24 protein-coding genes are annotated in these 23312 nt (G+C 71.2%); 14 read left to right on the top strand and 10 right to left on the bottom strand.

Translation table 11 applies throughout. The features are described 5' to 3' along the window. Positions 1–8 precede the first annotated feature (8 nt). Positions 9–1202: a DUF6596 domain-containing protein gene (locus AB0M80_RS12600; protein ID WP_364562818.1), complete on the bottom strand. Its 1194-nt coding sequence runs from the start codon at positions 1200–1202 to the stop codon at positions 9–11. Continuing rightward, a complete protein-coding gene (locus AB0M80_RS12595; protein WP_364562816.1) occupies positions 1199–1570 on the bottom strand; it encodes a YciI family protein in 372 nt (123 codons plus the stop codon). The genes AB0M80_RS12600 and AB0M80_RS12595 overlap by 4 nt, the downstream gene beginning before the upstream one ends. 87 nt (positions 1571–1657) lie before the next feature. On the opposite strand from AB0M80_RS12595, the gene AB0M80_RS12590 reads away from it, so the two are divergent. Both AB0M80_RS12590 and AB0M80_RS12585 read left to right on the top strand, forming a co-directional pair. Further along, positions 1658–2089: an SgcJ/EcaC family oxidoreductase gene (locus AB0M80_RS12590; protein ID WP_364562813.1), complete on the top strand. Its 432-nt coding sequence runs from the start codon at positions 1658–1660 to the stop codon at positions 2087–2089. A gap of 171 nt (positions 2090–2260) precedes the next feature. Next, positions 2261–2905: a DedA family protein gene (locus tag AB0M80_RS12585; RefSeq protein WP_364562812.1), complete on the top strand. Its 645-nt coding sequence runs from the start codon at positions 2261–2263 to the stop codon at positions 2903–2905. On the opposite strand, the gene AB0M80_RS12580 is transcribed toward AB0M80_RS12585, so the two are convergent. Continuing rightward, a complete protein-coding gene (locus AB0M80_RS12580) occupies positions 2902–3798 on the bottom strand; it encodes an EamA family transporter (protein ID WP_364562811.1) in 897 nt (298 codons plus the stop codon). The two genes, AB0M80_RS12585 and AB0M80_RS12580, sit on opposite strands and share 4 nt — an antisense overlap. A gap of 179 nt (positions 3799–3977) precedes the next feature. On the opposite strand from AB0M80_RS12580, the gene AB0M80_RS12575 reads away from it, so the two are divergent. Continuing rightward, on the top strand, positions 3978–4910 hold the full coding sequence (locus tag AB0M80_RS12575; protein WP_364562809.1) for an EamA family transporter: 933 nt from the start codon (positions 3978–3980) through the stop codon (positions 4908–4910). Positions 4911–4934: 24 nt separating this feature from the next. Continuing rightward, entirely contained in the window at positions 4935–5903 is a 969-nt protein-coding gene (locus AB0M80_RS12570) for a LysR family transcriptional regulator (protein WP_364562807.1), read from the top strand. Here the strand turns inward: AB0M80_RS12570 and AB0M80_RS12565 are convergent. Then, positions 5888–6496 (bottom strand): TetR/AcrR family transcriptional regulator, encoded by a 609-nt coding sequence (locus AB0M80_RS12565; RefSeq protein WP_364562805.1) that lies wholly within the window; start codon positions 6494–6496, stop codon positions 5888–5890. The genes AB0M80_RS12570 and AB0M80_RS12565 overlap by 16 nt on opposite strands. A gap of 57 nt (positions 6497–6553) precedes the next feature. Between AB0M80_RS12565 and AB0M80_RS12560 the strand changes: the two genes are divergently transcribed. Further along, positions 6554–7168: a peroxiredoxin-like family protein gene (locus tag AB0M80_RS12560; protein WP_364562803.1), complete on the top strand. Its 615-nt coding sequence runs from the start codon at positions 6554–6556 to the stop codon at positions 7166–7168. Positions 7169–7234: 66 nt separating this feature from the next. Continuing rightward, complete coding sequence (locus AB0M80_RS12555) at positions 7235–8149, top strand: SDR family oxidoreductase (RefSeq protein WP_364562800.1); 915 nt, start codon at positions 7235–7237, stop codon at positions 8147–8149. Here the strand turns inward: AB0M80_RS12555 and AB0M80_RS12550 are convergent. Continuing rightward, positions 8140–9117, bottom strand: a complete 978-nt coding sequence (locus tag AB0M80_RS12550; protein ID WP_364562797.1) for a YafY family protein — start codon at positions 9115–9117, stop codon at positions 8140–8142. The genes AB0M80_RS12555 and AB0M80_RS12550 overlap by 10 nt on opposite strands. Beyond that, positions 9114–10874, bottom strand: coding sequence for a 2-isopropylmalate synthase (gene leuA, locus AB0M80_RS12545; RefSeq protein ID WP_364562795.1), 1761 nt, complete (start codon positions 10872–10874; stop codon positions 9114–9116). Before leuA ends, AB0M80_RS12550 begins: the two co-directional genes overlap by 4 nt. A 283-nt stretch (positions 10875–11157) precedes the next feature. Here leuA and AB0M80_RS12540 point away from each other — a divergent pair, with 283 nt between their 5' ends. Further along, positions 11158–11526: a hypothetical protein gene (locus AB0M80_RS12540; protein ID WP_364562793.1), complete on the top strand. Its 369-nt coding sequence runs from the start codon at positions 11158–11160 to the stop codon at positions 11524–11526. 83 nt (positions 11527–11609) lie between these two features. Then, on the top strand, positions 11610–12314 hold the full coding sequence (locus tag AB0M80_RS12535; protein ID WP_364562791.1) for a hypothetical protein: 705 nt from the start codon (positions 11610–11612) through the stop codon (positions 12312–12314). Here AB0M80_RS12535 and AB0M80_RS12530 read toward each other — a convergent pair. After that, positions 12311–12901, bottom strand: a complete 591-nt coding sequence (locus AB0M80_RS12530) for a nitroreductase family protein (protein WP_364562789.1) — start codon at positions 12899–12901, stop codon at positions 12311–12313. The genes AB0M80_RS12535 and AB0M80_RS12530 overlap by 4 nt on opposite strands. 229 nt (positions 12902–13130) lie before the next feature. Here AB0M80_RS12530 and AB0M80_RS12525 point away from each other — a divergent pair, with 229 nt between their 5' ends. Continuing rightward, positions 13131–14396, top strand: a complete 1266-nt coding sequence (locus AB0M80_RS12525; RefSeq protein WP_364562786.1) for an aspartate kinase — start codon at positions 13131–13133, stop codon at positions 14394–14396. Further along, on the top strand, positions 14396–15436 hold the full coding sequence (locus AB0M80_RS12520; RefSeq protein WP_364562783.1) for an aspartate-semialdehyde dehydrogenase: 1041 nt from the start codon (positions 14396–14398) through the stop codon (positions 15434–15436). Before AB0M80_RS12525 ends, AB0M80_RS12520 begins: the two co-directional genes overlap by 1 nt. A gap of 51 nt (positions 15437–15487) precedes the next feature. Here AB0M80_RS12520 and AB0M80_RS12515 read toward each other — a convergent pair whose 3' ends face one another. Both AB0M80_RS12515 and AB0M80_RS12510 read right to left on the bottom strand, forming a co-directional pair. Then, positions 15488–16585 carry a DUF4034 domain-containing protein gene (locus tag AB0M80_RS12515; RefSeq protein ID WP_364562780.1) on the bottom strand — a complete coding sequence of 366 codons (1098 nt, stop codon included), beginning with the start codon at positions 16583–16585 and terminating at the stop codon, positions 15488–15490. Between the two features lie 9 nt (positions 16586–16594). Then, positions 16595–18073: a M48 family metallopeptidase gene (locus AB0M80_RS12510; protein WP_364562777.1), complete on the bottom strand. Its 1479-nt coding sequence runs from the start codon at positions 18071–18073 to the stop codon at positions 16595–16597. Positions 18074–18236: 163 nt separating this feature from the next. Between AB0M80_RS12510 and AB0M80_RS12505 the strand changes: the two genes are divergently transcribed. Both AB0M80_RS12505 and AB0M80_RS12500 read left to right on the top strand, forming a co-directional pair. Beyond that, positions 18237–19427: an RtcB family protein gene (locus AB0M80_RS12505; protein WP_364562774.1), complete on the top strand. Its 1191-nt coding sequence runs from the start codon at positions 18237–18239 to the stop codon at positions 19425–19427. A gap of 15 nt (positions 19428–19442) precedes the next feature. Then, the gene (locus AB0M80_RS12500; protein WP_364562771.1) at positions 19443–19823 is read left to right on the top strand and encodes a hypothetical protein; all 381 of its coding nucleotides are present in this window, start codon (positions 19443–19445) and stop codon (positions 19821–19823) included. 46 nt (positions 19824–19869) lie between these two features. Here the strand turns inward: AB0M80_RS12500 and AB0M80_RS12495 are convergent, their stop codons facing one another. Beyond that, positions 19870–21012, bottom strand: coding sequence for an MFS transporter (locus AB0M80_RS12495; RefSeq protein WP_364563647.1), 1143 nt, complete (start codon positions 21010–21012; stop codon positions 19870–19872). Between the two features lie 183 nt (positions 21013–21195). Between AB0M80_RS12495 and AB0M80_RS12490 the strand changes: the two genes are divergently transcribed. Both AB0M80_RS12490 and AB0M80_RS12485 read left to right on the top strand, forming a co-directional pair. Continuing rightward, on the top strand, positions 21196–22722 hold the full coding sequence (locus AB0M80_RS12490) for a DHA2 family efflux MFS transporter permease subunit (protein WP_364562768.1): 1527 nt from the start codon (positions 21196–21198) through the stop codon (positions 22720–22722). Continuing rightward, positions 22703–23302, top strand: a complete 600-nt coding sequence (locus AB0M80_RS12485) for a TetR family transcriptional regulator (protein WP_364562765.1) — start codon at positions 22703–22705, stop codon at positions 23300–23302. Before AB0M80_RS12490 ends, AB0M80_RS12485 begins: the two co-directional genes overlap by 20 nt. The last annotated feature ends 10 nt before the right edge of the window (positions 23303–23312 follow it).

The raw sequence follows: 23312 nt of genomic DNA, 5'->3' as shown, positions 1-23312 counted from the left end.
GCCGTTCTTCACGGCTCGAGCTTGGCAGCCCGTGACTGCAGGTACGCCTGTTCCGGCAGGCTCAACGTCCGGCGTGCGGCCGCCAGGTACGCCTCCCGGGCCCCGGCCGCGTCACCGGACAGCTCCAGCAGGTGGGCCCGGATCGCGTCGACCCGGTGGTGCTTCGCCGGCGCGGGTCCGGTCGCCGCGGCCAGCTCCGCCAGCCCGGCCGCGGGGCCGTGGACCTGCGCGAACGCCACCACCCGGTTCAGCGTCACCATCGGGCCGGGTGCCACGACCCGCAGCAGGTCGTAGAGCGTGAGGATTTCGGCCCAGTCCGTTTCCGCCGCCGTCGGAGCCTCGTCGTGGACCGCCGCGATCGCCGCCTGCAGCTGGTACGGGCCCACCGGCGCGGTCGCCAGCGCCTTCGTGATCAGCGAGACGCCCTCTTCGATGAACGCCCGGTTCCAGCGGGTCCGGTCCTGGTCGGCCAGCGGGACCAGGGCCCCGGTTTCGTCGACGCGGGCGGGGCGGCGGGCGTCCGTCAGCAGCATCAGGGCCAGCAGGCCGGTGACCTCGCCGTCGTCGGGGAGCTCCGCGTGCAGCTGCCGGACCAGCCGGATCGCCTCCGTCGTCAGGTCGACGCGGCTCAGCGCGTCACCCGAGCTGGCCGTGTGGCCCTCCGTGAAGATCAGGTACAGCACCTGCAGCACCGCCGCGAGTCGCTCAGGTCGCTCGTCGCTCGTGAGCCGTTCCCCGCGGAGCTTCTGTTTCGCGCGGCTGATCCGCTGCCCGATCGTGGCTTCCGGGACGAGGAACGCCCGCGCGATCTCGGCCGTCGTCAGGCCGCCGACCGCCCGCAGCGTCAACGCCACCTGCGACGGCCGCGGCAAGGACGGGTGGCAGCAGAGCAGCAGCAATGTCAGCGTGTCGTCGACCCCGGCGACCGGCTCGGGATCCGGCGGTTCGGCCAGCGCGACGGCTTGTTCACGCCGTTGCCGCGCCGTCTCACTGCGCCACTGCTCGATGCGCCGCCGGGACGCCGTCGTGATCAGCCACCCCTTGGGGTGATCGGGCACGCCTTCGGCCGGCCACTGCTGCGCCGCCGCCAGGAGCGCCTCCTGGACGGCGTCCTCGCAGGTGTCGAAGCCGCCGTAGCGCCGGACCAGCGCCGCGAGGACCTGCGGCGCGAGCTCGCGGAGCAGGCCTTCGACCTCCGTCACAGCTCCGGTCCGTGCAACCCCATCACCGGCCGCACCTCCACCACGCCGAACGCCGCCTCCGGGATCCGCGCGGCGATCTCGACGGCACGTTCTTCGCTCTCGCAGTCGAGCAGGTAGAAGCCGGCGAGGAACTCCTTCGCCTCGGCGAACGGCCCGTCGGTCGTCAGCGGGCCACCGTCGCCGACGCTGACCCGCTTGGTGAGTTCCGGGAACGCGAGCCGCTCGGAGACGATCCGTTCGCCGGACGCGTCGAGGTCGTCGTTCAGCTGCTGGTAGAGGGCGAGCCCGGCGGCTCGCTGCGCCTCGCTCATGCCCGCCCAGGCCGTGCGCGACTCGGGGTTGCCGTAGATCAGGACCACGTATTTCATCGGCGCCTCTCCCGGGATGTCGAAATCCGCGTGGCGGCGCCTACGTCTCTTGCGCAAGCACCACCGCGACCCACCGAGGAGAATGGCATGACCGAGCAGCAGATCCGCGACTTGATGGCGGCGCGTACGACCGCGATGGCAGCGCGTGACGCGGAGACCCTGGGGTCGCACTACGCCCCGGACGTCGTCGCGTTCACCCTGGCCCCGCCCCTGGCCCACCGCGGCGAGGACGTCATCGACGTCGCCGCCCGCACGGCGTGGTTCGAATCGTTCGAGGGGCCGATCGAGTACGAAATCCGGGACCTGGAGCTCACGATCGGGGGAGACATCGCGTACAGCCACTCCCTCAACCGCCTGGCGACGACCCCGAAGGGAGCACCGGCGGGCTTCGAGCTGTGGTTCCGGTCGACCGTCTGCTTCCGCCGTGAGGGCGGCGAGTGGCGGATCACCCACGTGCATGATTCGACGCCGTTCTACATGGACGCGACCCTGCGGGCGGCCGTCGACCTGAAGCCCTGACCGCCTGGCCGGAGTTGTCCACATGGGGGCAATCCCTGTGGACAACTCCGGTCCACCCGACCAAAGTCGTACCCGGGGCAATACTTGAGGAGGCCGCCCCGCGCGCACCGCCCCCGGTACCCTGCGGAAAGCAAACGCGATTCCGGACGTAGGTACCAGGGGGTACGGGCTGTGCACATCGACCAATGGCTGGAGGCGATCCCGCCGCTCTCGGTGTACCTGATCGTCGGTGCGGTGATCATGATCGAGAGCCTCGGCATTCCGCTGCCCGGCGAGATCGTGCTGGTCAGCGCCGCTTTGCTGGCTTCGACGCACGATGCGGTGAACCCGCTCTGGATCGGGGTCCTGGCCAGCGCCGGCGCCATCATCGGCGACAGCATCGGCTACTTCATCGGGAAAACCGGCGGGCAACGGCTGTTCGCCTGGGCCGGCCGGAAATTCCCGAAGCATTTCGGCCCGACGCACCTCGCCAACGCGGAACGCATCTTCAACAAACGCGGTGTGTGGGCGGTCTTCCTCGGCCGGTTCATCGCGTTCCTGCGGATCCTCGCGGGCCCGCTGGCCGGGTCGCTGCGCATGCACTACCCGAAGTTCCTGCTGGCGAACGCGGCCGGCGGCATCGTGTGGGCGGGTGGCACGACCGCGGCTGTCTACTACCTCGGGGTCGTCGCCGAAGAGTGGCTCGGCCGGTTCTCCAAGTTCGGCCTGGTCGCCGCGATCGTCATCGGCGGCGTGGTCTTCTTCGTGATGAAGAAGCGCCTGGGCCGCAAGCACGAGGAAGCGGAAAAGCAGGAAGTCACCGAGCCGACGGCCTAAACCGCGACGAGCTCCGGGTCGGGCTTGCGCGCGGTCCGGAGCGAGCCCAGCAGCACGCCGCCGATCACGACCACCGCGGCGCCGATCTCCAGGCCGGTCGGCTGCTCGCCCAGCAGCAGGGACGACGCCGTCAGCCCGACCACCGGCACCAGCAGCGAGAACGGCGAAACGACGCCGGCCGGGTTGCGCCGCATCAGCGTCGTCCACAGGCCCGACCCGACGACGGTGCCGATCAGCACGACGTAGGTCAGCCCGCCGAGCGCCGTCAGCCCGGCCGGGGTCCCGAGCGTCGTCAGCGACCGCCACTGCGCGGCCGGACCTTCCATGACCAGCGAGAGCGCGAACATCGGCAGCGGCGGCACCACCGACATCCACAGCGTGAAGTGCAGTGGGTTGTCCGGCTCGGCCTTGCGCGTGCTCAGGTTGCCGAACGCCCAGCTCAGCGCGGCCAGCAGGGTCAGGATCATCGGCAGCAGGGCGGCGTGCCCGGACCGCTGCCACGCGATCGCGACCATCCCGGCCACCGCCAGCGCGATGCCGGCCAGCTGGTACGCGGTGACGCGTTCGCGCAGGAAGACGGCGCCGAGGAGCACCGTGAACGGCGCCGACGCCTGCAGCACCAGCGAGGCGAGCCCGGTCGGCATCCCGGTGTCCATCGCGATGAACAGGAACGCGAACTGCCCGGTGCCGAAGCCCAGGCCGTACCCGAGCAGGTGCCGCACCTTCACCCTCGGCCACGGCACGAACAGGATCGTCGGGACGGCGATCACGGCGAACCGCAGCGCCCCGGCGAACACCGGCGGGAACTGGCCGAGCGTGGCGTGGATGGCGAGGAAGTTGAGGCCCCAGAGGACGGCGACGAGCACGGCGAGCAGGCGATCACGGGCGGGCATGCCTCCACTCTGACAAGGCTGACCGTGAAGGACCAGCGAGAATATCTGCACCGACCTTGTAGGCTCGCTTCACGGAATATCTCCGGCGTCCGGAGTGTTGCGGACCCGTCCGCGTGGATGCCCGGGATGTCCGGATCCGATGACGATGGACGGCGTTGCCGGCGACCTGGGGAGAACCGATGCTGCGAGGCGTACTGCCACTGACCGGGTTCGCGGCGCTGACCGCGGCGCTCGACGTCTTCGCCGGCAACCAGCTGGAACAGCTGCGCCCGGCAACCGTCGCCGCGATGTCGTTCACCCTCGCCGCGCTGGTCTTCCTGGTGTTCGCGCTGCTGCGGGACGGCGTCGCCGTGACGTTCCGCCCGCTGCGGGAGCTGCGCGGCGACGTCGTGATGATCAACGTGACGACCGCCGCGACCTGGCTGTCGATGCTGTACGCGCTGCAGTACCTCGAGCCGGCCGTGGTCAACGTCGTCGGCATCGCGCTCGGCCCGGTGCTGACGCTGGTGCTGAACCCGTTGCTCCGCAAGGGAACCGCGATCCTGCGCGGCGAGACGTGGGTGGCGGTCGGCATCGGCGTGCTGATCGGGCTGCTCGTCTGGGGTTCGTTCACCGGCCACAGCGGACTCGATCGGACGCCCGGCGAGACGCTCGTCGGGGTGGCGCTCGTGCTCGTCACCGGCGTCGGCTCGGTGGCGAACGTGATCTACTCCAAGCGGCTGAGCGACGCCGAGCTGCCGCCGCGGCGGGTGCTCGCCGTGCGGTTCTTCCTGATCCTGGCGATGACGTGGGTGCTCGTCTCGGTCGACGACGCGCCGGGTCTCGGGGCGGCGTTCGGGCCGTCGGTGCTGATCGCCGGGCTCGGCGTCGGCCTGCCGCTCTTCCTGCTCCAGGTCGGGATCAGGCGGACCGAGCCGATCACCGCGTCGATCCTGCTGACCCTCTCGCCGCTGTTCGCCTACCTGATGCAGCTGGCCGACCACCGCCTCACCCCGTCCGCGCTCACGCTCGGCTGCGTGGTCGGGATCGTCGCGCTGGTCAGTGCCGGGACGGTGGTGCGGATGCGCCACGACCGTGAAGTGGCGGCCGTCGAAACCGTTTCGACTGTGTAGCCGCGCTTCAACTAGGCTGGGTCCGTGGATCTGGGCCGGCTGCGCACCCTGCGGGAGTTCGCCGACCGCGGGAGCGTGACGGCGGCCGCGCGGGCGCTGCACTGCACGCCGTCGGCGGTTTCGCAGCAATTGCGCGCGTTGCAGGGCGAGGTCGGGCTGGCGCTCACCGAGCCGGCGGGCCGCGGCCTGCGGCTGACCGACGCGGGCCGCGCCCTGGTCGCCCGCGCCGACGAGGTGCTCGCCGCGCTCGAGCGCGCCGAGTCCGAGCTGGACACCTACCGCAGCGCGCCGCGCGGACGGGTGCGGGTCGCGATCTTCCAGTCGGCCGGCCTGATGCTGCTGCCGGGGCTGCTGACCCGCATCGCCAGGTACGACGGCCTGGAGATCGACGTCCGGGACGTCGACATGACGCCGCCGGAGGTGCCGGGCCTGGTCGCGGACTACGACGTCGTCGTGGCGCACCGCGACGAGCACGCGCCGGAATTCGACTCCGGACGCCTCGAGGTGGTGCCGCTGCTGCGGGAACCGCTCGACGTCGCGCTGCCGATCGGGCACCGGCTGGCGAACCAGCGCCGCGTGGAGCTGGCGGAACTGGCGGACGAGCGCTGGATCAGCGTCGACTTCGGCTTCCCGGTGGACGACGTGCTGCGGTCGCTGGCCATCCGCACCGGTGTGCGGCCGGTCGTGGTGCAGCGGATCAACGACTTCCGGATCACCGAGCGGCTGGTCGCCGCCGGCCACGGCATCGCGCTGCTGCCGCGGTACACGATGGACACCCGTCCCACAACGTCTTTCGGGGGTCCGGGTGGCGGAGCCCCCGGCCCGGGGCGGAGCCCCGGATGTCACTGCAGCGGGCTGGTCGGGCGGCCCCTCGCCGGCATCCGCGCGGCCCGCCTGGTGGAGGCGGTGTGCCGGAGGGGCGCCCGGCAGCGCCCGGCGGTGGCCCAGGTGATCGAGGAACTGCGCGCGGAGGTCGGTCAGCTCACGGCGTGACCGCGCAGGTGGGTCAGCGCGATCCGAAGCGCGTCCTCGAGCGCCGTGAGGTCGTGCCGGAGGTGGGCCAGCAAGAGTCCACCTTGGACGGACGTCATCGCCGCCTGCGCCAGGCGGGCCGGATCGGCGTCGGGAGCCAGTTCACCCTTTTCCCGCAGGGTCTCCAGTCCGCGCACCAGGTGGGACTCCCAGGCCCGGTACGCCTGGTCGACCAGCGGCGCGAGCTGGGGGTGGTCGCCCACTTCCCCGGCGAGGTTGCCCAGCGGGCAGGCGATCGGCCCGCCCGCCCGGCGGTGGACGTCCAGCAACTGCTCGGTCCACGTCTCGAAGTCCGCCCAGGACGTGAGCTCGAAGATCGCGGGCTGGTTGCCGAGGATCTGCTCGAGGTAGCGGTCGATCACCGCCTCGACCAGCTGGTTCTTGTTCTTGAAGTAGTGGTACATCTGCGATTTCCCGGCCCCGCTCGCGGCGAGCACCTTGTCGAGGCTCGTGCCCGCGACGCCGTCGACGTACATCAGCTCCGCCGCCGCGTCGACGATCGCGTCGCGGGTCCGCTTGCCGCGCGGGGTCGAGGCCGCTGCTTGCGCTTCCATGTACTGAATAGTACAGTTAGCTTCACTGTACCGATCAGTACAACGAATGGGGGCTCCATGACGCTCGAAAACGCGCTGGCCGGCGTGCACGACCACCTCCGGGACGCGCTGCCACCGGAGACGTTCGCCGTCCTCGAAGCGGACCGGCGCCGAGCCGGCGCGACGGAGTTCGCCGAAGTGGGCGCCAAGATCGAAGACTTCACGCTGCCCGGGGCCGACGGGGTCCCGGTGAGCTTGGGGCAGCTCCTGGCCGACGGGCCGGCGGTGCTCGTGTTCTACCGCGGCCAGTGGTGCCCGTACTGCAACCTGACTCTGCGCACCTACCAGCGGGAACTGTGGCCCGAACTGGGGAAACTCGGCGCCGCCCTGGCGGCGGTCAGTCCGCAGCGGCCGGACGGCTCGCGGCCGGAGCTGGAGTTCCCCGTGCTTTCGGACGTCGGCAGCACGGTCGCGCGGAGGCTCGGGCTGAGCTACCCGGTCTCCACCGTCGTGCGTGAGGCCATGGAGGCGCTCGGCACCGACCTCGAGGCGGTCAACGGCACCTGGGAGCTGGTCCACCCGGCGGTCGTCGTGGTCGGCCGGGACCGGGTGATCCGGTTCGCCGACGTCCACCCGGACTTCGTCACGCGGACCGAGCCCGCGCAGATCCTCGAAGCGGTCAAGTCGCTTTAGCGACGGGCTCGATGAATCCGGCAAACCATGACAGGAGTTGTCATGGTTTGCCGTGACGCTGGGCGCATGAGCACACTTTCCGGAAAAGTCGCCCTGGTGGCGGGCGGCACGCGCGGCGCGAGCCGGGCGATCGCCGTCGAACTGGGCCGCGCGGGCGCCTTCGTGTACGTGACCGGCCGGACCACGCGCGCCGGACGGTCCGAAGTGGACCGGCCGGAGACCATCGAGGAGACCGCCGAGCTGATCGAGCGGGCGGGCGGCCGGGCCACGGCGATCCGCGTCGACCACCTCGTGCCCGATGAGGTCGCGGCGCTGGCCAAGCGGGTCGAAGCCGAACAGGGCCGGCTCGACATCCTGATCGACGGCCTCTGGGGCGGCGACAAGCACCTCGGCTGGGGCAAGCCGGTCTGGGAGCACGACCTCGACGCCGGCCTGCGGATGATCCGGCTCGGCATCGACGCGCACCTGATCACCAGCCACTTCCTGCTCCCGCTGCTGATCGGGCGCCCGGGTGGCCTGGTCGTCGAGCTGACCGACGGCACGGCCGAGTACAACGCGAAGTACCGCGAAGGCACTTCGCTGCCGTTCTACCTGGCGAAGGCGTCGGCGCACCTGCTCGCCATCGGCGAGGCGGCCGAGCTGGCTTCGCATTCTTGTACGGCCGTGGCCTTCACCCCGGGGTACCTGCGTTCGGAGATGATGCTGGACATCTACGGGGTGACGGAGGACAACTGGCGCGACGCTTGCTCGCGCGTGCCGCACTTCGCGATTTCCGAGACGCCGACGTTCTGCGGGCGGACGGTGGTGGCCCTGGCCGCGGACCCGGACCGGGGGCGGTGGACCGGGCAGACGGTGAGCAGCGGGCAGCTGGCGCAGGAGTACGAAGTGGACGACGTCGACGGCAGCCGTCCGGACGCGTGGCGGTACATGGCCGAGGTGGCGGACGCGGGGAAGCCCGCGGACACGACCGGCTACCGCTGACCGTTGCGGGCGGCCAGCTCCGCACCGATCGCGGCGAGCGCCGCCCGCAGCTCCACCGGCTCGAGGACCTCGACCCCCGGGCTGAGCGCCACCAGCTGGCCGAGGCCGATCTCCCCGTCTTCCAGGGCGAGCTCGGCCTCGGCCCAGCCTTCGGCGTCGGGCGAACCCAACGCCACCACCGTGTCCGCCAGGTGCTCGCCCCCGAACACCCGGCGCAGCTCGCGGACCGCCGTCCGGTTCAGCCGCGCCTTGACCCGCAGGGGCCGCGCGACCTGCTCGAACGCCGCCGACGACGCCCGCCACCACTGCGGCAGGTCGAAGTCCGGCGGCCGGTCGAACCCCGCGTCCTGCGCTGTGGCGCTCAAGATCCGCGAAACCCGGTAGGTGCGCAGCGCGTCATCTTCCGGGACCCGCGCCACCAGGTACCAGACGCCCGCTTTCAGCACGAGCCCCAGCGGTTCCAGCTCCCGCGACGCCACCTTGTCGCGGCGCCGGTAGGTCACCGAAAGCCGGCGCTGGGCCCACACCGCCTGGACCACCGTGGTCAGCGCCGGCGGCTCGTCGGCGCCGCCGAACCAGCCGGGCGCGTCCAGGTGGAAGCGCCCGGCCACCAGCGCCGCGTGGTCCCGCAGCTCCGCGGGCATCCCCGCGGACACCTTCGCCCGCGCCGCGCTGCCCGCGGTGTCGAGGCCCAGCCCGGCGAGCGCGTCCGGCACCCCGAGCGCGAAGAGCGCGACGGCCTCACGCGCGGTGAGGCCGTCGAGCCCGGCGCGCCAGCCGTCGACCAGCCGGAAACCGCCGTGCCGGCCCTGCTCGGTCCACAGGGGAACGCCCGCGTCGCGCAGCGCCGCCAGGTCGCGGTGCATGGTGCGCTCGGAGACGCCCAGCTCCTCGGCCAGCTCGGCGGCGGTCGCGCTGCGCCGCCGTTGCAGCGTGAACAGCAGCGCGACCAGCCGCTCCGCTTTCACCGGTTGGCGCGGTTCACCGCCGAGACGACCGCACGCAGCGACGCCGTGACGATCGATGGGTCGATCCCGATGCCCCAGAACACCCGGTCGGAGATCGCGCACTCGATGTACGACGCGGCGCGCGCGTCGTCGCCCGGCGAGAGCGTGTGCTCGCTGTAGTCCAGCAGCCGCAGGTCGAAGCCCACCGTCGACAGCGCGTCGAAGAAGGCCGCGATCGGGCCGTTGCCGCGGCCGGTGACCTCGTGCTCGTCACCCTCCACGCGCACGGTCGCGGTGATGTCGTACTCGCCGTCGCCGTTGTCGCGCACGTGCTGGCGGACCAGCTCCAGCGGAGTCTTCAGGTCCAGGTACTCGGCCGCGAAGGCGTTGTACATCGTCGTCGGGTCGACCTCGCCGCCCTCGGTGTCGGTGTAGCGCTGGATGACCTTCGAGAACTCGATCTGCAGCCGCCGCGGCAGGTCGAGCTGGTGCTCGGCCTTCATGATGTAGGCGACGCCGCCCTTGCCGGACTGCGAGTTCACCCGGATCACGGCCTCGTACGTGCGGCCGACGTCCTTCGGGTCGATCGGCAGGTACGGGACCTCCCACGGGTACTCGTCGATGGGGACGCCCGCCTTGCTGGCGGCGTCCTTCAGCGCGTCGAGACCCTTGTTGATCGCGTCCTGGTGGCTGCCGGAGAAGGCGGTGAACACCAGGTCGCCGCCCCACGGCGAGCGCTCGGGTACCGGCAGCTGGTTGCAGTACTCGACGGTCCGCTTGATCTCGTCCATGTCGGAGAAGTCGATCTGCGGGTCGATGCCCTGGCTGTAGAGGTTCATGCCCAGCGCGACCAGGTCGACGTTGCCGGTGCGCTCGCCGTTGCCGAACAGGCAGCCTTCGATCCGGTCGGCACCGGCCTGGTAGCCCAGCTCGGCGGCGGCGATGCCGGTGCCGCGGTCGTTGTGCGGGTGCAGCGACAGGATCACCGAGTCGCGGCGGGCCAGGTTGCGGCTCATCCACTCGATCGAGTCGGCGTACACGTTCGGGGTGGCCATCTCGACGGTCGCCGGCAGGTTCAGGATGACCGGCTTCTCCGGCGTCGGCTGCCAGATTTCGGTGACGGCGTTGCAGACCTCGAGCGCGTAGGACAGCTCGGTGCCGGTGTAGGACTCCGGCGAATACTGGAACCGGAAGTCGGTGTCGGGCTGCTTCGCGGCCAGCTCGACGACCAGTTCCGCGGCCTGCGTCGCGATCTTCTTGATGCCTTCGCGCTCCTCGCGGAAGACTACGCGGCGCTGCAGGATCGACGTCGAGTTGTAGATGTGGACGATCGCGCGGGGCGCGCCTTCGAGGGCCTGGAACGTCCGCTCGATCAGCTCGTGGCGGCACTGGGTCAGCACCTGGATGCTGACGTCGTCCGGGATGGCGTGGTCTTCGATGATCTCGCGGACGAAGTCGAAGTCCGTCTGCGACGCGGCCGGGAAGCCGACCTCGATCTCCTTGTAACCCATGCGGACGAGCAGGTCGAAGAACTTCCGCTTGCGCGCGGGCGACATGGGATCGATCAGGGCCTGGTTGCCGTCCCGCAGGTCGACGGCGCACCACAGCGGCGCGCGGTCGATGCGCTTTTCGGGCCAGGTGCGTTCGGGCAGGTCGATGTTCTCGACGAGGTCGTACCAGGGCCGGTAGCGGTGGACCGGCATGGACGTGCCGCGCTGGGTGTTCCAAACGGGCTGGTCAGCGGGCGCGGTGCGAGAGGGTTTGCGGATCTTGCTCATGCGAAAAGAGGTCTCTCCAGCTCGACGGGTGCGACCGGCACCACGAAGCCCCGCGACGGGGAGCCGGTCCGGTCAGGCCCCGTCGCGGCAGCGAAGCAGGAGAGCACGCGCCACGACCCCACCATAACCAGGGAACGCGGGCGGGGGGAAGCCGGGCCGCGACGCAACTGTTCCTCCCATGCCCCCACCGCCCCCCTCAACGGAGGCGCTGCGCGCCGCTCGATCGACTCATGTCAGTTACTTGCGGGTAGCAATCGGCGTATCTCCGTGCGAAACTGCGGGCATGGCTGAACACGCTGAGTCGTCGTCGGAGGAGACCCGGGTTTCCCGTCGCGCCGCCGTCGACTGGCGCCAGACCGGGGGCAAGGTCGCTTCGGTGGTGGCGTCGATCGTCCGCTGGATCGGGCTGGTTTTTGCCGCTTTACTGGTGATCCACGTGATCTTCACGGTGGGCTCGGCCAACCCGGACAACGGGATCGTCTCGTTCGTGAAGTCCTGGGCGGACAGCTTGGCGCTGGGCTTCCGCGACCTGTTCACGCCGAGTGACGAGAAGCTGCGGGTGCTGGTGAACTACGGCATCGCGGCGCTCTTCTGGCTCGTGGTGTCCGGCATCCTCGCGAAGGTGATCCGCCGGGTGGGCGGCACCTCCTGATTTCGCAGTAATCACGATCGTCGCGGGCTCGTAACGCACTGTCGCCACTGGGCGACATCAGCACACCGGAAGGGGTGCTGATCATGTCCGTTTCACAGCCTGTCGCGACGACGCCGAGCGCGGTTGCCCGCCTCGGGAGCCGCTGGTACTTCGTCATCACCATCGCGACGATCGGGCTCTTCGCGTGGGTGCCGTTCGTGCACGCTGCTGTCCGGCTCGGCCGGAAGTCGCTCTACGCCCGCGCGGCGGCCTTCGGTGCCGCCGCTGCGGTCATGGGTGTGCTGCTTTCACTGGCTCCGAAGGACGCCGCGGGCAAGACCATCGGCACGGCCGGAGACGTCGTGACCTCGGTCGCCACGATCCTGGGCTTCGCCGTGGTCGCAGTCGCCTGTGTCCAGCAGGTCAAGCTGCGCCGGGAGATCCTCGGGCTGGTTCCGGGCGAACGGCTCGCCGGGCCCGACGCGGCACTCGCCGCCGCCTTGGCCGCGCGCGAGCGGCGAGCCGAGGCGCGGAAGCTCGCCATCAGTGACCCGCTCATCGCGCGTGACCTCCGGGTCGGGCGCCCCGACCTGGAGCGGAACTACGACGACGGCGGACTGGTCGACCTCAACAACGCGCCGGCAGCCGTCATCGGCTCGGTTTGCGAGCTCGATGCGGCCACGGCCGAAGCGGTCGTCGAGATCAGGACCGCCGTCGGCGGATTCGCCGCCGTTGACGACGTCTTGACCGCTGTGCCCGTCGCCGCCTGGGACCGCATACGTGATCGAGCCGTGGTCTTGCCGCGCTAGACCGCCGGCGTGCCCCACGAGCCGGTGAACGCGAACTCCGCCAGCGGCACCCGCACCCGTTCCGCTCTCTCCCGCTCGATCCGCCGCTCCTCCTCGAGCACCTCCGGCGAAGCGGGCGACCCCACCGCGATCGCCACCTTCGGGACCGCGTCCTCCGGAAGGGTGAACGCGGCGCGCACGGCGTCCGGCGAGAAGCCGGCCATCTGGTGCGCGATCAACCCCAGCTCCACCGCCTGCAGCACGAGGTTCTCCGAAGCCAGCCCCAGCCCGTACTCGGCGTACGGCACCGAACCCTTCGAGTTCGTCGTCACCATCACGCCGATCAGCAGCAGGCTCGCCCGGTGCGCCCAGGCCCGGTTGCCCGAATTGAGCGTCGCCAGGATCGCGTCGAACGACGGGGTGCCGCGCAGCCCCACCAGGTAGCGGGCCGGCTGGGTGTTGCCGAACGACGGCGCCCAGCGGGCCGCTTCCAGGAGGGCTTTCACCTGGTCCGTGGTCACGCGAGCCGACTCGTCGAACGCTCGTGGGCTCCAGCGCTCGGTCATCAAAGAGGCGATCGGGACGCTCGTCACAGCTGGCTTTCGCACGATCGACAAGGGTACCCGCGAGTGCTGTGCATCACTCGGGAGGAAGGGCTCCGCGCATTTCGTTGGTGTTACGGAAGATTTACTTCCGCACCGCCCGTATCCGGCACCCGCCCCACGTCAAGAGGGTGGCGGGCCGCCGAAGCCCCGGTAGGCTCCTCTTCAAATCATGGGACGCGGGGGCTCTCCGGTGCCCGCCAGGGAGCCGCCCGGCCCGCGAGGAGGTTCGGGCGTGGCCCTCGTGGTCCAGAAGTACGGCGGATCGTCGCTGGAAAGTGCCGACCGGATCAAGCGCGTCGCGGAGCGGATCGTCGCGACGAAGAAGGCGGGCAACGACGTCGTCGTCGTCTGCTCGGCGATGGGTGACACCACCGACGAGCTGCTCGACCTGGCGCAGCAGGTCAACCCGGCGCCGCCGGAGCGGGAAATGGACATGCTGCTCACCGCCGGTGAGCGCATCTCGAACTCGCTGGTCGCGATGGCGATCGCGGCCCAGGGCGCCGAGGCGTGGTCGTTCACCGGTTCGCAGGCCGGCGTGGTCACGACGTCGGTGCACGGCAACGCGCGCATCATCGACGTCACGCCGAGCCGGGTCACCGAGGCACTCGAACAGGGCTACATCGCGCTGGTGGCGGGCTTCCAGGGCGTCGCGCAGGACACCAAGGACATCACCACGCTGGGCCGCGGCGGTTCGGACACCACCGCTGTCGCGCTGGCCGCCGCGCTGAACGCCGACGTCTGCGAGATCTACTCCGATGTGGACGGTGTGTACACGGCGGACCCGCGGGTGGTGCCGGACGCGCGCAAGCTCGACACGGTCACGTACGAAGAGATGCTCGAGCTCGCCGCGAGCGGGTCGAAGATCCTGCACCTGCGTTCGGTCGAGTACGCGCGCCGCTACGGCGTCCCCATCCGAGTCCGTTCTTCCTACAGTGACAAGCCGGGCACGACGGTGACCGGTTCTATCGAGGAGATCCCCGTGGAACAAGCCCTGATCACCGGTGTGGCGCACGACCGCTCCGAAGCCAAGATCACGGTCACCGGGGTACCGGACCACACCGGTGCCGCGGCCCGGATCTTCCGCGTGATCGCCGACGCCGAGATCGACATCGACATGGTGCTGCAGAACGTGTCGAGCACCGTGTCCGGCCGCACCGACATCACGTTCACGCTGTCGAAGGCCAACGGCGCCAAGGCGGTCAAGGAGCTGGAGAAGGTCAAGGCGGAGATCGGCTTCGAGTCGGTCCTCTACGACGACCACGTCGGCAAGGTCTCGCTGGTCGGCGCGGGCATGCGGTCGCACCCGGGCGTCACGGCGACGTTCTGCGAAGCGCTGGCCCAGGCCGGCGTCAACATCGAAATCATCAACACCTCGGAGATCCGCATCTCGGTGCTGATCCGGGACGCGCAGCTCGACGACGCCGTGCGCGCGATCCACGAGGCGTTCGAACTCGGCGGCGACGAAGAAGCCGTCGTCTACGCGGGGAGTGGTCGCTGATGGCGGACGGGCTGCGGATCGGGGTGGTCGGCGCGACCGGCCAGGTCGGCGGGGTGATGCGCAAGCTGCTGGCGGAGCGGGAGTTCCCGATCGCCGAGCTGCGCTACTTCGCGTCGGCTCGCTCGGCGGGGTCGAAGCTTCCCTGGCGGGACACCGAAATCACCATCGAGGACGCGGCGACGGCCGATCCGTCCGGTTTGGACATCGCGCTGTTCTCCGCGGGCGGGTCGACGTCGAAGGCGCAGGCTCCGCGGTTCGCCGCGGCGGGCGTGACGGTGATCGACAACTCCTCGGCGTTCCGGATGGACCCGGACGTGCCACTGGTCGTCAGCGAGGTCAACCCGGAAGCCATCAAGGAAGCGCGCAAGGGGATCATCGCGAACCCCAACTGCACCACCATGGCCGCGATGCCGGTGCTCAAGCCGCTGCACGACGAGGCCGGGCTGGTCCGGCTGGTCGCGTCGACGTACCAGGCGGTGTCCGGCAGCGGGCTGGCCGGCGTCGACGAGCTCGCCGGCCAGGTGAAGGCGGCGGCCGAACACGCCGCGCTGCTGACCCACGACGGCGCCGCGATCGAGTTCCCGAAGCCGCAGAAGTACGTCCGCCCGATCGCGTTCAACGTCCTGCCGATGGCCGGGTCCATTGTGGACGACGGCGAGCTGGAGACGGACGAGGAGAAGAAGTTCCGCAACGAGAGCCGCAAGATCCTGAGCATCCCGGGGCTCGGCGTCTCGTGCACCTGCGTGCGCGTGCCGGTGTTCTCGGGGCACTCGATCTCGGTGAACGCGGAGTTCGAGCGGCCGCTGACGGTCGAGCGCGCGACGGAACTGCTGACGCACGCGCCGGGCGTCGAGCTGTCGGAGGTCCCGACCCCGCTGCAGGCGGCGGGCAACGACCCGAGCTACGTCGGCCGCATCCGCGTCGACCAGGGCGTCGAGGGCGGGCGCGGGCTGGCGTTGTTCATCTCGAACGACAACCTGCGCAAGGGCGCGGCGCTCAACGCCGTGCAGATCGCGGAGCTGGTGGCGCAACAGCTCTGACGTCCGCTGCGAAGGCTCCTCACCGAACGCGGTGAGGAGCCTTCGCGCGGTTCACGGCCGGGTCGCGCCGTAGCAGGCCAGGTAGCGCGTCTTCTTGAACTCGTGTTCCGGGCGGCCGCCGTAGGCCCAGACGAGCGCGTCCGCGTGCACGCCGAGCGCCTTGAACTGCTCGACGGCTTCGTCGCAGCGGCCGTTCACCACCAGCGCCTTGGCCGCGTACGCGCGGTCACGGAGGTTTGCCGGGTGGTCCCGGCCGTCACCGGCCAGCCAGGGCACGACGACGTCCAGTGCACGCCTGGTCCGGTCGCTCTGCCACGCCTCGACCCCCTTGTCTTCCGCTTCGTGCGCGGCGACGACGGTGAGGCCCGCGAGCTTCGGCGCCTTGGCCGCGGCTTCGTCGGCGAACGCGAACATCTGCTCGTGGGAGCCGAACCACTTGGCGCACCAGTACTGCAGCGCCTGCTCGTAACCCTGCCGGTGGAGCGGGTCGCGGGCCACGAGCTCCGCCCAGACCGCGCGGAAGTCGTCGTTCTCGTACTGGCGCCCGCGGGCGACGACGAGCATCGTGCACCACGGGGTGGGGTCTTCGGGCGCGGCTTCGGCGGCGGTGCGGGCCGCGGCTTCGGCGTCCTCGAGCACCCGGAAGAACCCGGCCCACTGCTCGCGGGTGACGTGTTCGGGGGTGTACGAGCTGCGGATCTGCCAGGCCAGCGCGACCAGGCCCTGTGCGTGGACGACGGCCGCGTCCGCGGTGCCGGACGCCCGCCACGCGTTCAGCGGGCCGTCGTCGTCCGCGGCGGCGTCGCCGAGCTGCTGCACGGCGTGGGTCCGGCGGTCCCAGTCGGTGCCGAGGTCCGCCAGCAGCGCGGCACCCGGCTGCCAGTCGCCGGCGCGGTAGGCCGCGACGGCTTCGGCGAGACGGGCGTCGGCGATGAACTTTGCCGCCGTCACGTCTTTGTCCGGCGGGAGCCCCCACAACGCGACGTCCGGCATCTCGACCTTCGGCTTTTCGTCTTGGGGCACGTACTTCGCGAGTTCAGCCGGGGAAAGCGTCTTCGCGTAGTCCTCGACGCTCATTCCGCTGGCCCGCGCGGCCTTGACCAACGCGACGGCAGCTTTGCGGCGCTTGGAGTTGAACAGGGAAAGCAAGGGTTCTCCTCAGGACGGGACGGGAAGCGCGCCGGCGGTGGCCAGCAGGCGGCGTAGCGGGGCAGTGTCGGGGTCGGCCGCCGCGGCGGCGTCGAGGGCCGCGGTCAGCTCGCGGCCGTGCGGCTCGTCCACGACCAGTTCGGCCGGACCCGACCAAGACAGTTTCCAGTGCGCCACCCCGGCTTCCGCCAGCGCGGCGGCGACCATGGTGGACAGGTTCTCGCGAACGGAAGCGACGACGAACTCGCGCCGAGCCCGCGGCCCGGCGGACGCCGGGGGACGGCACTCCGGGTCGGCGAACTCGCTCGCGTGCCCCGCGTCGATGAGCGCGAGCGCGTCCTCGAGCGTGCGCCCGGCCAGGAACGCCGTCGCGACCTTGGTCGCGGCGTGCCGGAAGCCGAGGTCCACCAGGCTGTCCCAGTCCGTGCGCCGCTTGGCCGCCGCCTCGTCGGCGAGGTCGGCGAACAGGGCCGCGTCCAGCGTGGCGTCGGCGTCCCGCAGGACGTCGCTCGCCGGGCGGTCGCCGTCCGCCCGGCCCGGCACCTCCGGCAGGGCTTCCAGCGCCGCGATCCGCTCCGGCGTCGGCGGGTGCGTGTCGTAGCGGGAGGCCTCCTCCTCGGGCAGGTTCCGCCGGATCTCGTCGATCTGCTCGGCGCGCTCGGCGTCGGCGAGCAGCGAGCGGAACCCCCCGGCCGGCCGATCGGGGAGGTAGCCCGCGTGCCAGCCGATCAGCAGGTAGTGGTCCACGTAGTACTTCCAGGCGACGTCGAGGGCTTCGACCTCGCGCAGCGCGCTGGTGGCGGCCGCGGTGCCGGCCAGCCGCGCCGACGCGGCGTCGGCAGCGAGTTCCTGGCGGCGGCAAACCGCCGCGGAGACCGAGAAGTAGAGCTTCGCGTACAGCACGAACAGCTTCCGGACCAAGCCCTCGAACCAGCCGTCACCACCGAGCCCGGCCAGCGCTTTCTCGACGGACCGGTGGCCGCGGTAGGTCAACCCGGCGAGCCGGGTGTCGCGGTTGGTGTAGTGGGCCAGCTCGTGCCCCAGCAGGGCACGCAGCTGGTCGTGGCGCAGGCCCGCGAGCAGTTGCGCCCCGATGAACATCTCGCGCCGGCGCACCCGCAGCCCGAGCCACCCGGTGCGCTCGCGGACCCCCGCGTTGACGTCGCTGACCAGGGTGATCGCGTCCGGTGGCCGGGTGCCGACGGCGTCGGCGAGCTCGCGCACGAGCGCCCACAGCCCCGGCTGGCCGTCCGGGGTCACCGGCACCCCGGGCAGATCGCCGCCACGGGTCCGCTCGATCGAGAACAAGGCCTTGAGCAGGGCGAACGACACCGGCACCGCGACGATGCCCAGCTTGATCGCCAGCAGCCCGGAGTGCTGGAAGAAGTAGTACTCGGTCACGGCCAGGCCGCCGACGACCAGGAACACCAGGCCCGGGAACCCGGCCAGCAGAGCGACCGCGACGAGCGCCCGCCACGAAGTTTTCACGATGGATCGATTCCTCCCCGAACCGTCCTCCCCGGACGGTCGGCTCATTCTGCCCGAACGCCGGCCGCCGCCGGATTTCTTTTTGCTCACGAAGAAACTGCGTTGGCGTTTTGGCGACGTTCGGGGGAACCTGTGTCCCACAAGCAAGTCAGGGGAGGAAACCATGTACACCGCCGTCGACGGCGCCCGCGTCCCGATCCGGATGTGGGCGGACCCCGCTTCCGTCGAAGACCAGGCCATGCGGCAGCTGCACAACGTCGCGAACCTGCCGTGGGTGCACGGCGTCGCCGTGATGCCCGACGTCCACTACGGCAAGGGCGCCACCGTCGGCAGCGTCATCGCCATGCGGGACGCCGTCTCGCCCGCCGCCGTCGGCGTCGACATCGGGTGCGGGATGAGTGCCGTCCGGACGTCGCTCACCGCGAAGGACCTGCCCGACGACCTCGGCAAGCTGCGCCGGCGCATCGAGAGCGCCGTGCCCGTCGGCTTCGGGCTGCACAAGACGCCCGTGAACCCGGCGAAGGTGCACGGCGTCGGCGGCTGGGACGCGTTCTGGAAGCAGTTCGGCGAGCTGCACACCGGCGTCCAGGAGCTGCACGACCGGGCCGCGCGGCAGATCGGCAGCCTCGGGGGCGGCAACCACTTCATCGAGGTCTGCCTCGAGCAGGGCGGCGCCGACGAGGGCCGGGTCTGGCTGATGCTGCACTCGGGTTCGCGCAACATCGGCAAGGAACTGGCGGAGCGGCACATGGCCGTCGCGCGCAAGCTGCCGCACAACGCCGACCTGCCCGACCCCGACCTCGCGGTGTTCGTCGCCGGCACGCCGGAGATGCAGGCCTACCGGCGCGACCTGTTCTGGGCGCAGGACTACGCGGCGCGCAACCGCGCCACGATGGTCGCGCTGGTGAAGCAGGCGCTCAAGGACGTCGTCCCCGGCACGACCTTCGACGACGCCATCTCCTGCCACCACAACTACGTCGCCGAGGAGACCTACGACGGCGTCGAGCTGCTCGTCACCCGCAAGGGCGCGATCCGTGCCGGATCGGGTGACCTCGGGATCATCCCGGGCAGCATGGGGACCGGTTCGTACATCGTCCGCGGGCTGGGCAACGACTCGTCGTTCCAGTCGGCTTCGCACGGCGCGGGCCGGCGGATGTCGCGGAACAAGGCGAAGAAGCTGTTCACCGCCGACGACCTCGCGGCGCAGACGGCCGGTGTCGAGTGCCGCAAGGACTCCGGCGTGGTCGACGAGATCCCGGCGGCGTACAAGGACATCGAATCGGTGATCCGCGCGCAGACGGACCTGGTCGAGGTGGTGGCGCACCTCAAGCAGGTGGTCTGCGTCAAGGGCTGACGGTACGTTGACGCCATGACGAGGGGTGGAACGACGGCCGCGTTGCTGGTCGGGGCTGCACTGCTGCTGAGCGGGTGCGCCGAGGTCGGCACCGCGGTCGACCAGGGGAACAGGACGGCGGACAAGGTCGCGGCGTGCACCGAGGCGCTCGGGCTCGCCGACCTGAACCCGCTGGTCGACCCGGCCAAGCTCAAGGCGCGCGCCGAGGACAAGGAGAAACGGCTGCGCGAGCTCGCGGGGAACGTCCAGGACCAGGACGTCAAGAACGCGTTGCTCGGCATGGCCGACTCCTACGTCGAGGTGCAGAAGGAACGCATCGAGGACGCCGGCGTCGTGGCCCAGTGGGTGCAGCGCAACGTCCGGAAGCTCGACGCCCTCCGCGCCGCCTGCGGCTAAGACCCGGGCCACCTTGCCGGCGGTGGGGCCGCAGGGCGGCGCCTGATCACTCGCGAGTGGCCGCCGCCATCGCCGGTTCCGGGGCGGGTGCCGGGGTCCGGCGGTGGAGCAAGCCGGCCGCGGCGATCACCAGGCCGCCGAGCCCGGCCGCGGCGAAGCCCCACTCCGGGCTCGAATGGTCGATCGCGAAGCCGACCACCGGCCCGCCCACGGCCAGGCCGAGCCGGGTGAAGGCGTCCTGCAGGCCCATCGCCTCGCCGCGGACCTGCGGCGGGGCGATCCGGCTGACCGTCTCGGTCGTCGCCGCCAGCGTCGGCGCGCACAGCAGGTTGGTCGGGATCAGGACCAGCATCAGCAGCCACCACGGCCGGTCCGCCAGGCCGACCGGTACCACCAGCAGCGCGAGCAGCAGCATCAGCACGCCCTGCGGCAGCGAGCGCTTCACCGCGCCGTGCACGATGCCGCCGAGGATCGACGCCGCGCACATCACCGCGATGACCACCCCCGTCATGCCGAGCTCGCCGTTCGCGCGCAGGACCGCCAGCGTTGCCAGCTCGGTGCCCACGAGCACGAACAACGTGCCGCCCGCGATCAGCAGCGTCGCCACGAGCTGCCCGGTGAGCCAGCTCCGCAGCGGCGGCCGGGCGCCGCGCTCGGCCGCTTCGGTGACCGTCTCGCGGATCGGCGGGTCGACCAGCCAGATCAGGAACGCCGTGACGCCGAACAGCGCGCCGAGCGCGGTGAGCGTCCACGTCGGTGAGAACGCCGTGATGGCCGCGATGCCGGCCGCCGGGCCGATCATGAACGTCGCTTCGATCGAGATGGTGTCGAGCGAGTAGGCCGCGCGGCGCTCCTCGGGCGGCACGAGCGTGGCCAGGACCTGCCGGGCCAGCGAGCCCGCCGGCACCGAAAGCATCCCGGCCGGGACCGCGACCACGGCGAGCGCCTCGAACGGCAGGTGCGGCGCGGCGACCCAGAACGCCGTCGTGCCGATCCCGCAGACCGCGACGATCGGGCGCAGCCCGTACCGGTCGAAGCAGCGGCCCAGCAGCGGCGCGCCGAGCGCCATCCCGAGGGTGACGCCACCGCCGGCCAGCCCGGCGGCGCCGTAGCCGCGGCCGAGCCCGGTGACGATGTACAGCGTCAGCAGCACGCCGCTCATGGTCATCGGAAGTCGCGCCAGGAACATCAGGGCCATCGTCGAGGGGACGCGGGGGACGGAGAGCACCCGGCGGTAGGGCTGCAGAGGCACACCTCGATGAGAACCCAAGGTGGTACGCGCGTGCAACATATTTCCGCGGCCGAGTCTCCTGGCGCCGGAATATTTTGAGAGCTACTATCATTTGATAGTCACTATCAAATGGAGGCCACTATGACGCAGCCGCATCCGCGCAGGTGGTGGGCGCTCGGCGCGCTCGCGGTGAGCCTGCTGACCATCGGCCTCGACCTGACCGTGCTCAACGTCGCCGTGCCGACGCTGGCCGTCGACCTCGGCGCCACGACCACGCAGCTGCAGTGGTTCGGCAACGCCTACACGCTGGCGCTGGCCGCGCTGCTGCTGCCGGCCGGCCTGCTCGGTGACCGGTTCGGTCCGAAGAAACTGCTGCTCGGCGCGCTCACGCTGTTCGGGCTGGCCTCGCTGTGGTGCGCCTACGCCGGTTCGCCGGGTGAGCTGATCGCCGCCCGGGTCGTGCTCGGCGTCGGTGCCGCGTTCCTCATCCCGCTGTCGCTCTCGCTGCTGAACATCCTGTTCCCGCCGGAGGAGCGGGCGAAGGCGCTGACGACGTGGGTGCTGGCGATGTTCGTCGGCATCCCGCTCGGGCCGCTGCTCGGCGGCTGGCTGCTCGACCACTTCGCGTGGGGTTCGGTGTTCCTCATCAACGTCCCGTTGACCGCGGTCGGCGTGGTCGCGGTGCTGTTCCTCCTGCCGCTCACGCGCGGCTCCGGGCGGGGCGGGATCGACTTCACCGGCATCGCGCTCTCGACGGCCGGGCTGGTCGCGCTCACCTACGGCTTCGTCCACGCCGGTGAGCACGGCTGGGCCGACCCGGTGACGTACGGCCTGGTCGCGCTCGGCGCCGCACTGCTGGCGGTGTTCTGCCGGACGCAGACCCGGGTGACCGCACCCCTCACCGACCTCGCGTTGTTCCGCGAGCCGCGGTTCGTCTGGGGCGCGGTGCTGGCCACGGTGGCGTCCTTCGCGCTGATGGGCCTGCTGTTCGTGCTGCCACAGCTGTTCCAGGCGGTGCAGGGGGCCGACGCGCTGCAGACCGGACTGCGGCTGCTGCCGCTGATCGGCGGGATGCTGGTCGCGGCGAAGATCGCCGAGCGGCTGGTCGCCGCCTTGGGGGTGCGCGTGGTCGTCGCGGCCGGGTTCGTGCTCCTCGCCGCCGGGCTGGCGTGGGGTTCGACGACGACGCCGTCGGGCGGCTACGGCGCCACGGTGGGCTGGGAGGTCGTCATCGGCCTGGGCACCGGCTCCACGCTGCCGCCGCTCATGTCGATGGCGATGGGCGCGCTCACCGAGGGCCGCTCGGGGGCCGGTTCGGCGCTGATCCAGGCGCTGCGCCAGGTCGGCGGCACCATCGGCGTCGCGGTGCTGGGCACCGTGCTCAACGGCGTCTACCGCGACGGCGTCGACGTCGACGGCTTGCCCGCGCTGGCAGCCGACGCCGTGCGCGGCAGCGCCTCCGGCGCGGTCGCCGTGGCGGGACAGCTCCACCTGCCCGCGCTCGCCGAGTCCGCGCGAGCCGCCTTCACCGACGGCATGGCGGCGACGCTGTGGGTTTGCGCGGGCCTCGGCGCCGCCGGGGCGCTGCTCGCGCTGGTGTTCCTGCCCGGCCGGGCAGCGGCGGGAGCGGTGCCGCGAGAATCGGAGCATGACATCGTCGCCGGCTGAGCCCACGGGACTGCGGGAACGCAAGAAGGCCCGGACGCGGGCCGCGATCCAGCGGCACGCGTTGCGGCTGTTCCACGAGCAGGGCTACAGCGCGACGACGGTGGACCAGATCGCGGCCGCGGCGGAGATCTCGCCCAGCACCTTCTTCCGGTACTTCCCGACGAAGGAAGCGACGGTGCTCTACGACGCGTTAGACCCCGTGCTCATCGAGGCCGCGCTCGCGCAGCCGCCCGAGCTCAGCCCGATCGGCGCGCTGCGGGCGACCATGGACACCATCCGCGAGCAGATCCCCGCCGACGAATGGGAGCGGGAACGCCAGCGGCAGATGCTCGTGTTCCGGGAGCCCGAGCTGCGCAGCGCGATCATGGAGAAGTTCGCCGAAGGGATCGACCTGCTGGCCGGGCTGGCCGCGCGGCGCACCGGCCGGGCCGCGGACGACTTCGAGGTCCGCAACTGGGCGGGCGCGGTGGCCGGCGTGGTCATGGCGGCGTTCCTCGGTGCCGCGGCGGACCCCGAGGCCGACACCTTGGTGGCCGTCGACGAGGCCGTGGCCCACCTGGACGCGGGGCTACCGCTCTGACCGTAGCCGG

The sequence above is a fragment of the Amycolatopsis sp. NPDC051045 genome, assembly GCF_040682955.1.
Lineage (GTDB): Bacteria > Actinomycetota > Actinomycetes > Mycobacteriales > Pseudonocardiaceae > Amycolatopsis.
This window is presented reverse-complemented; position numbering and strand designations above follow the sequence as displayed.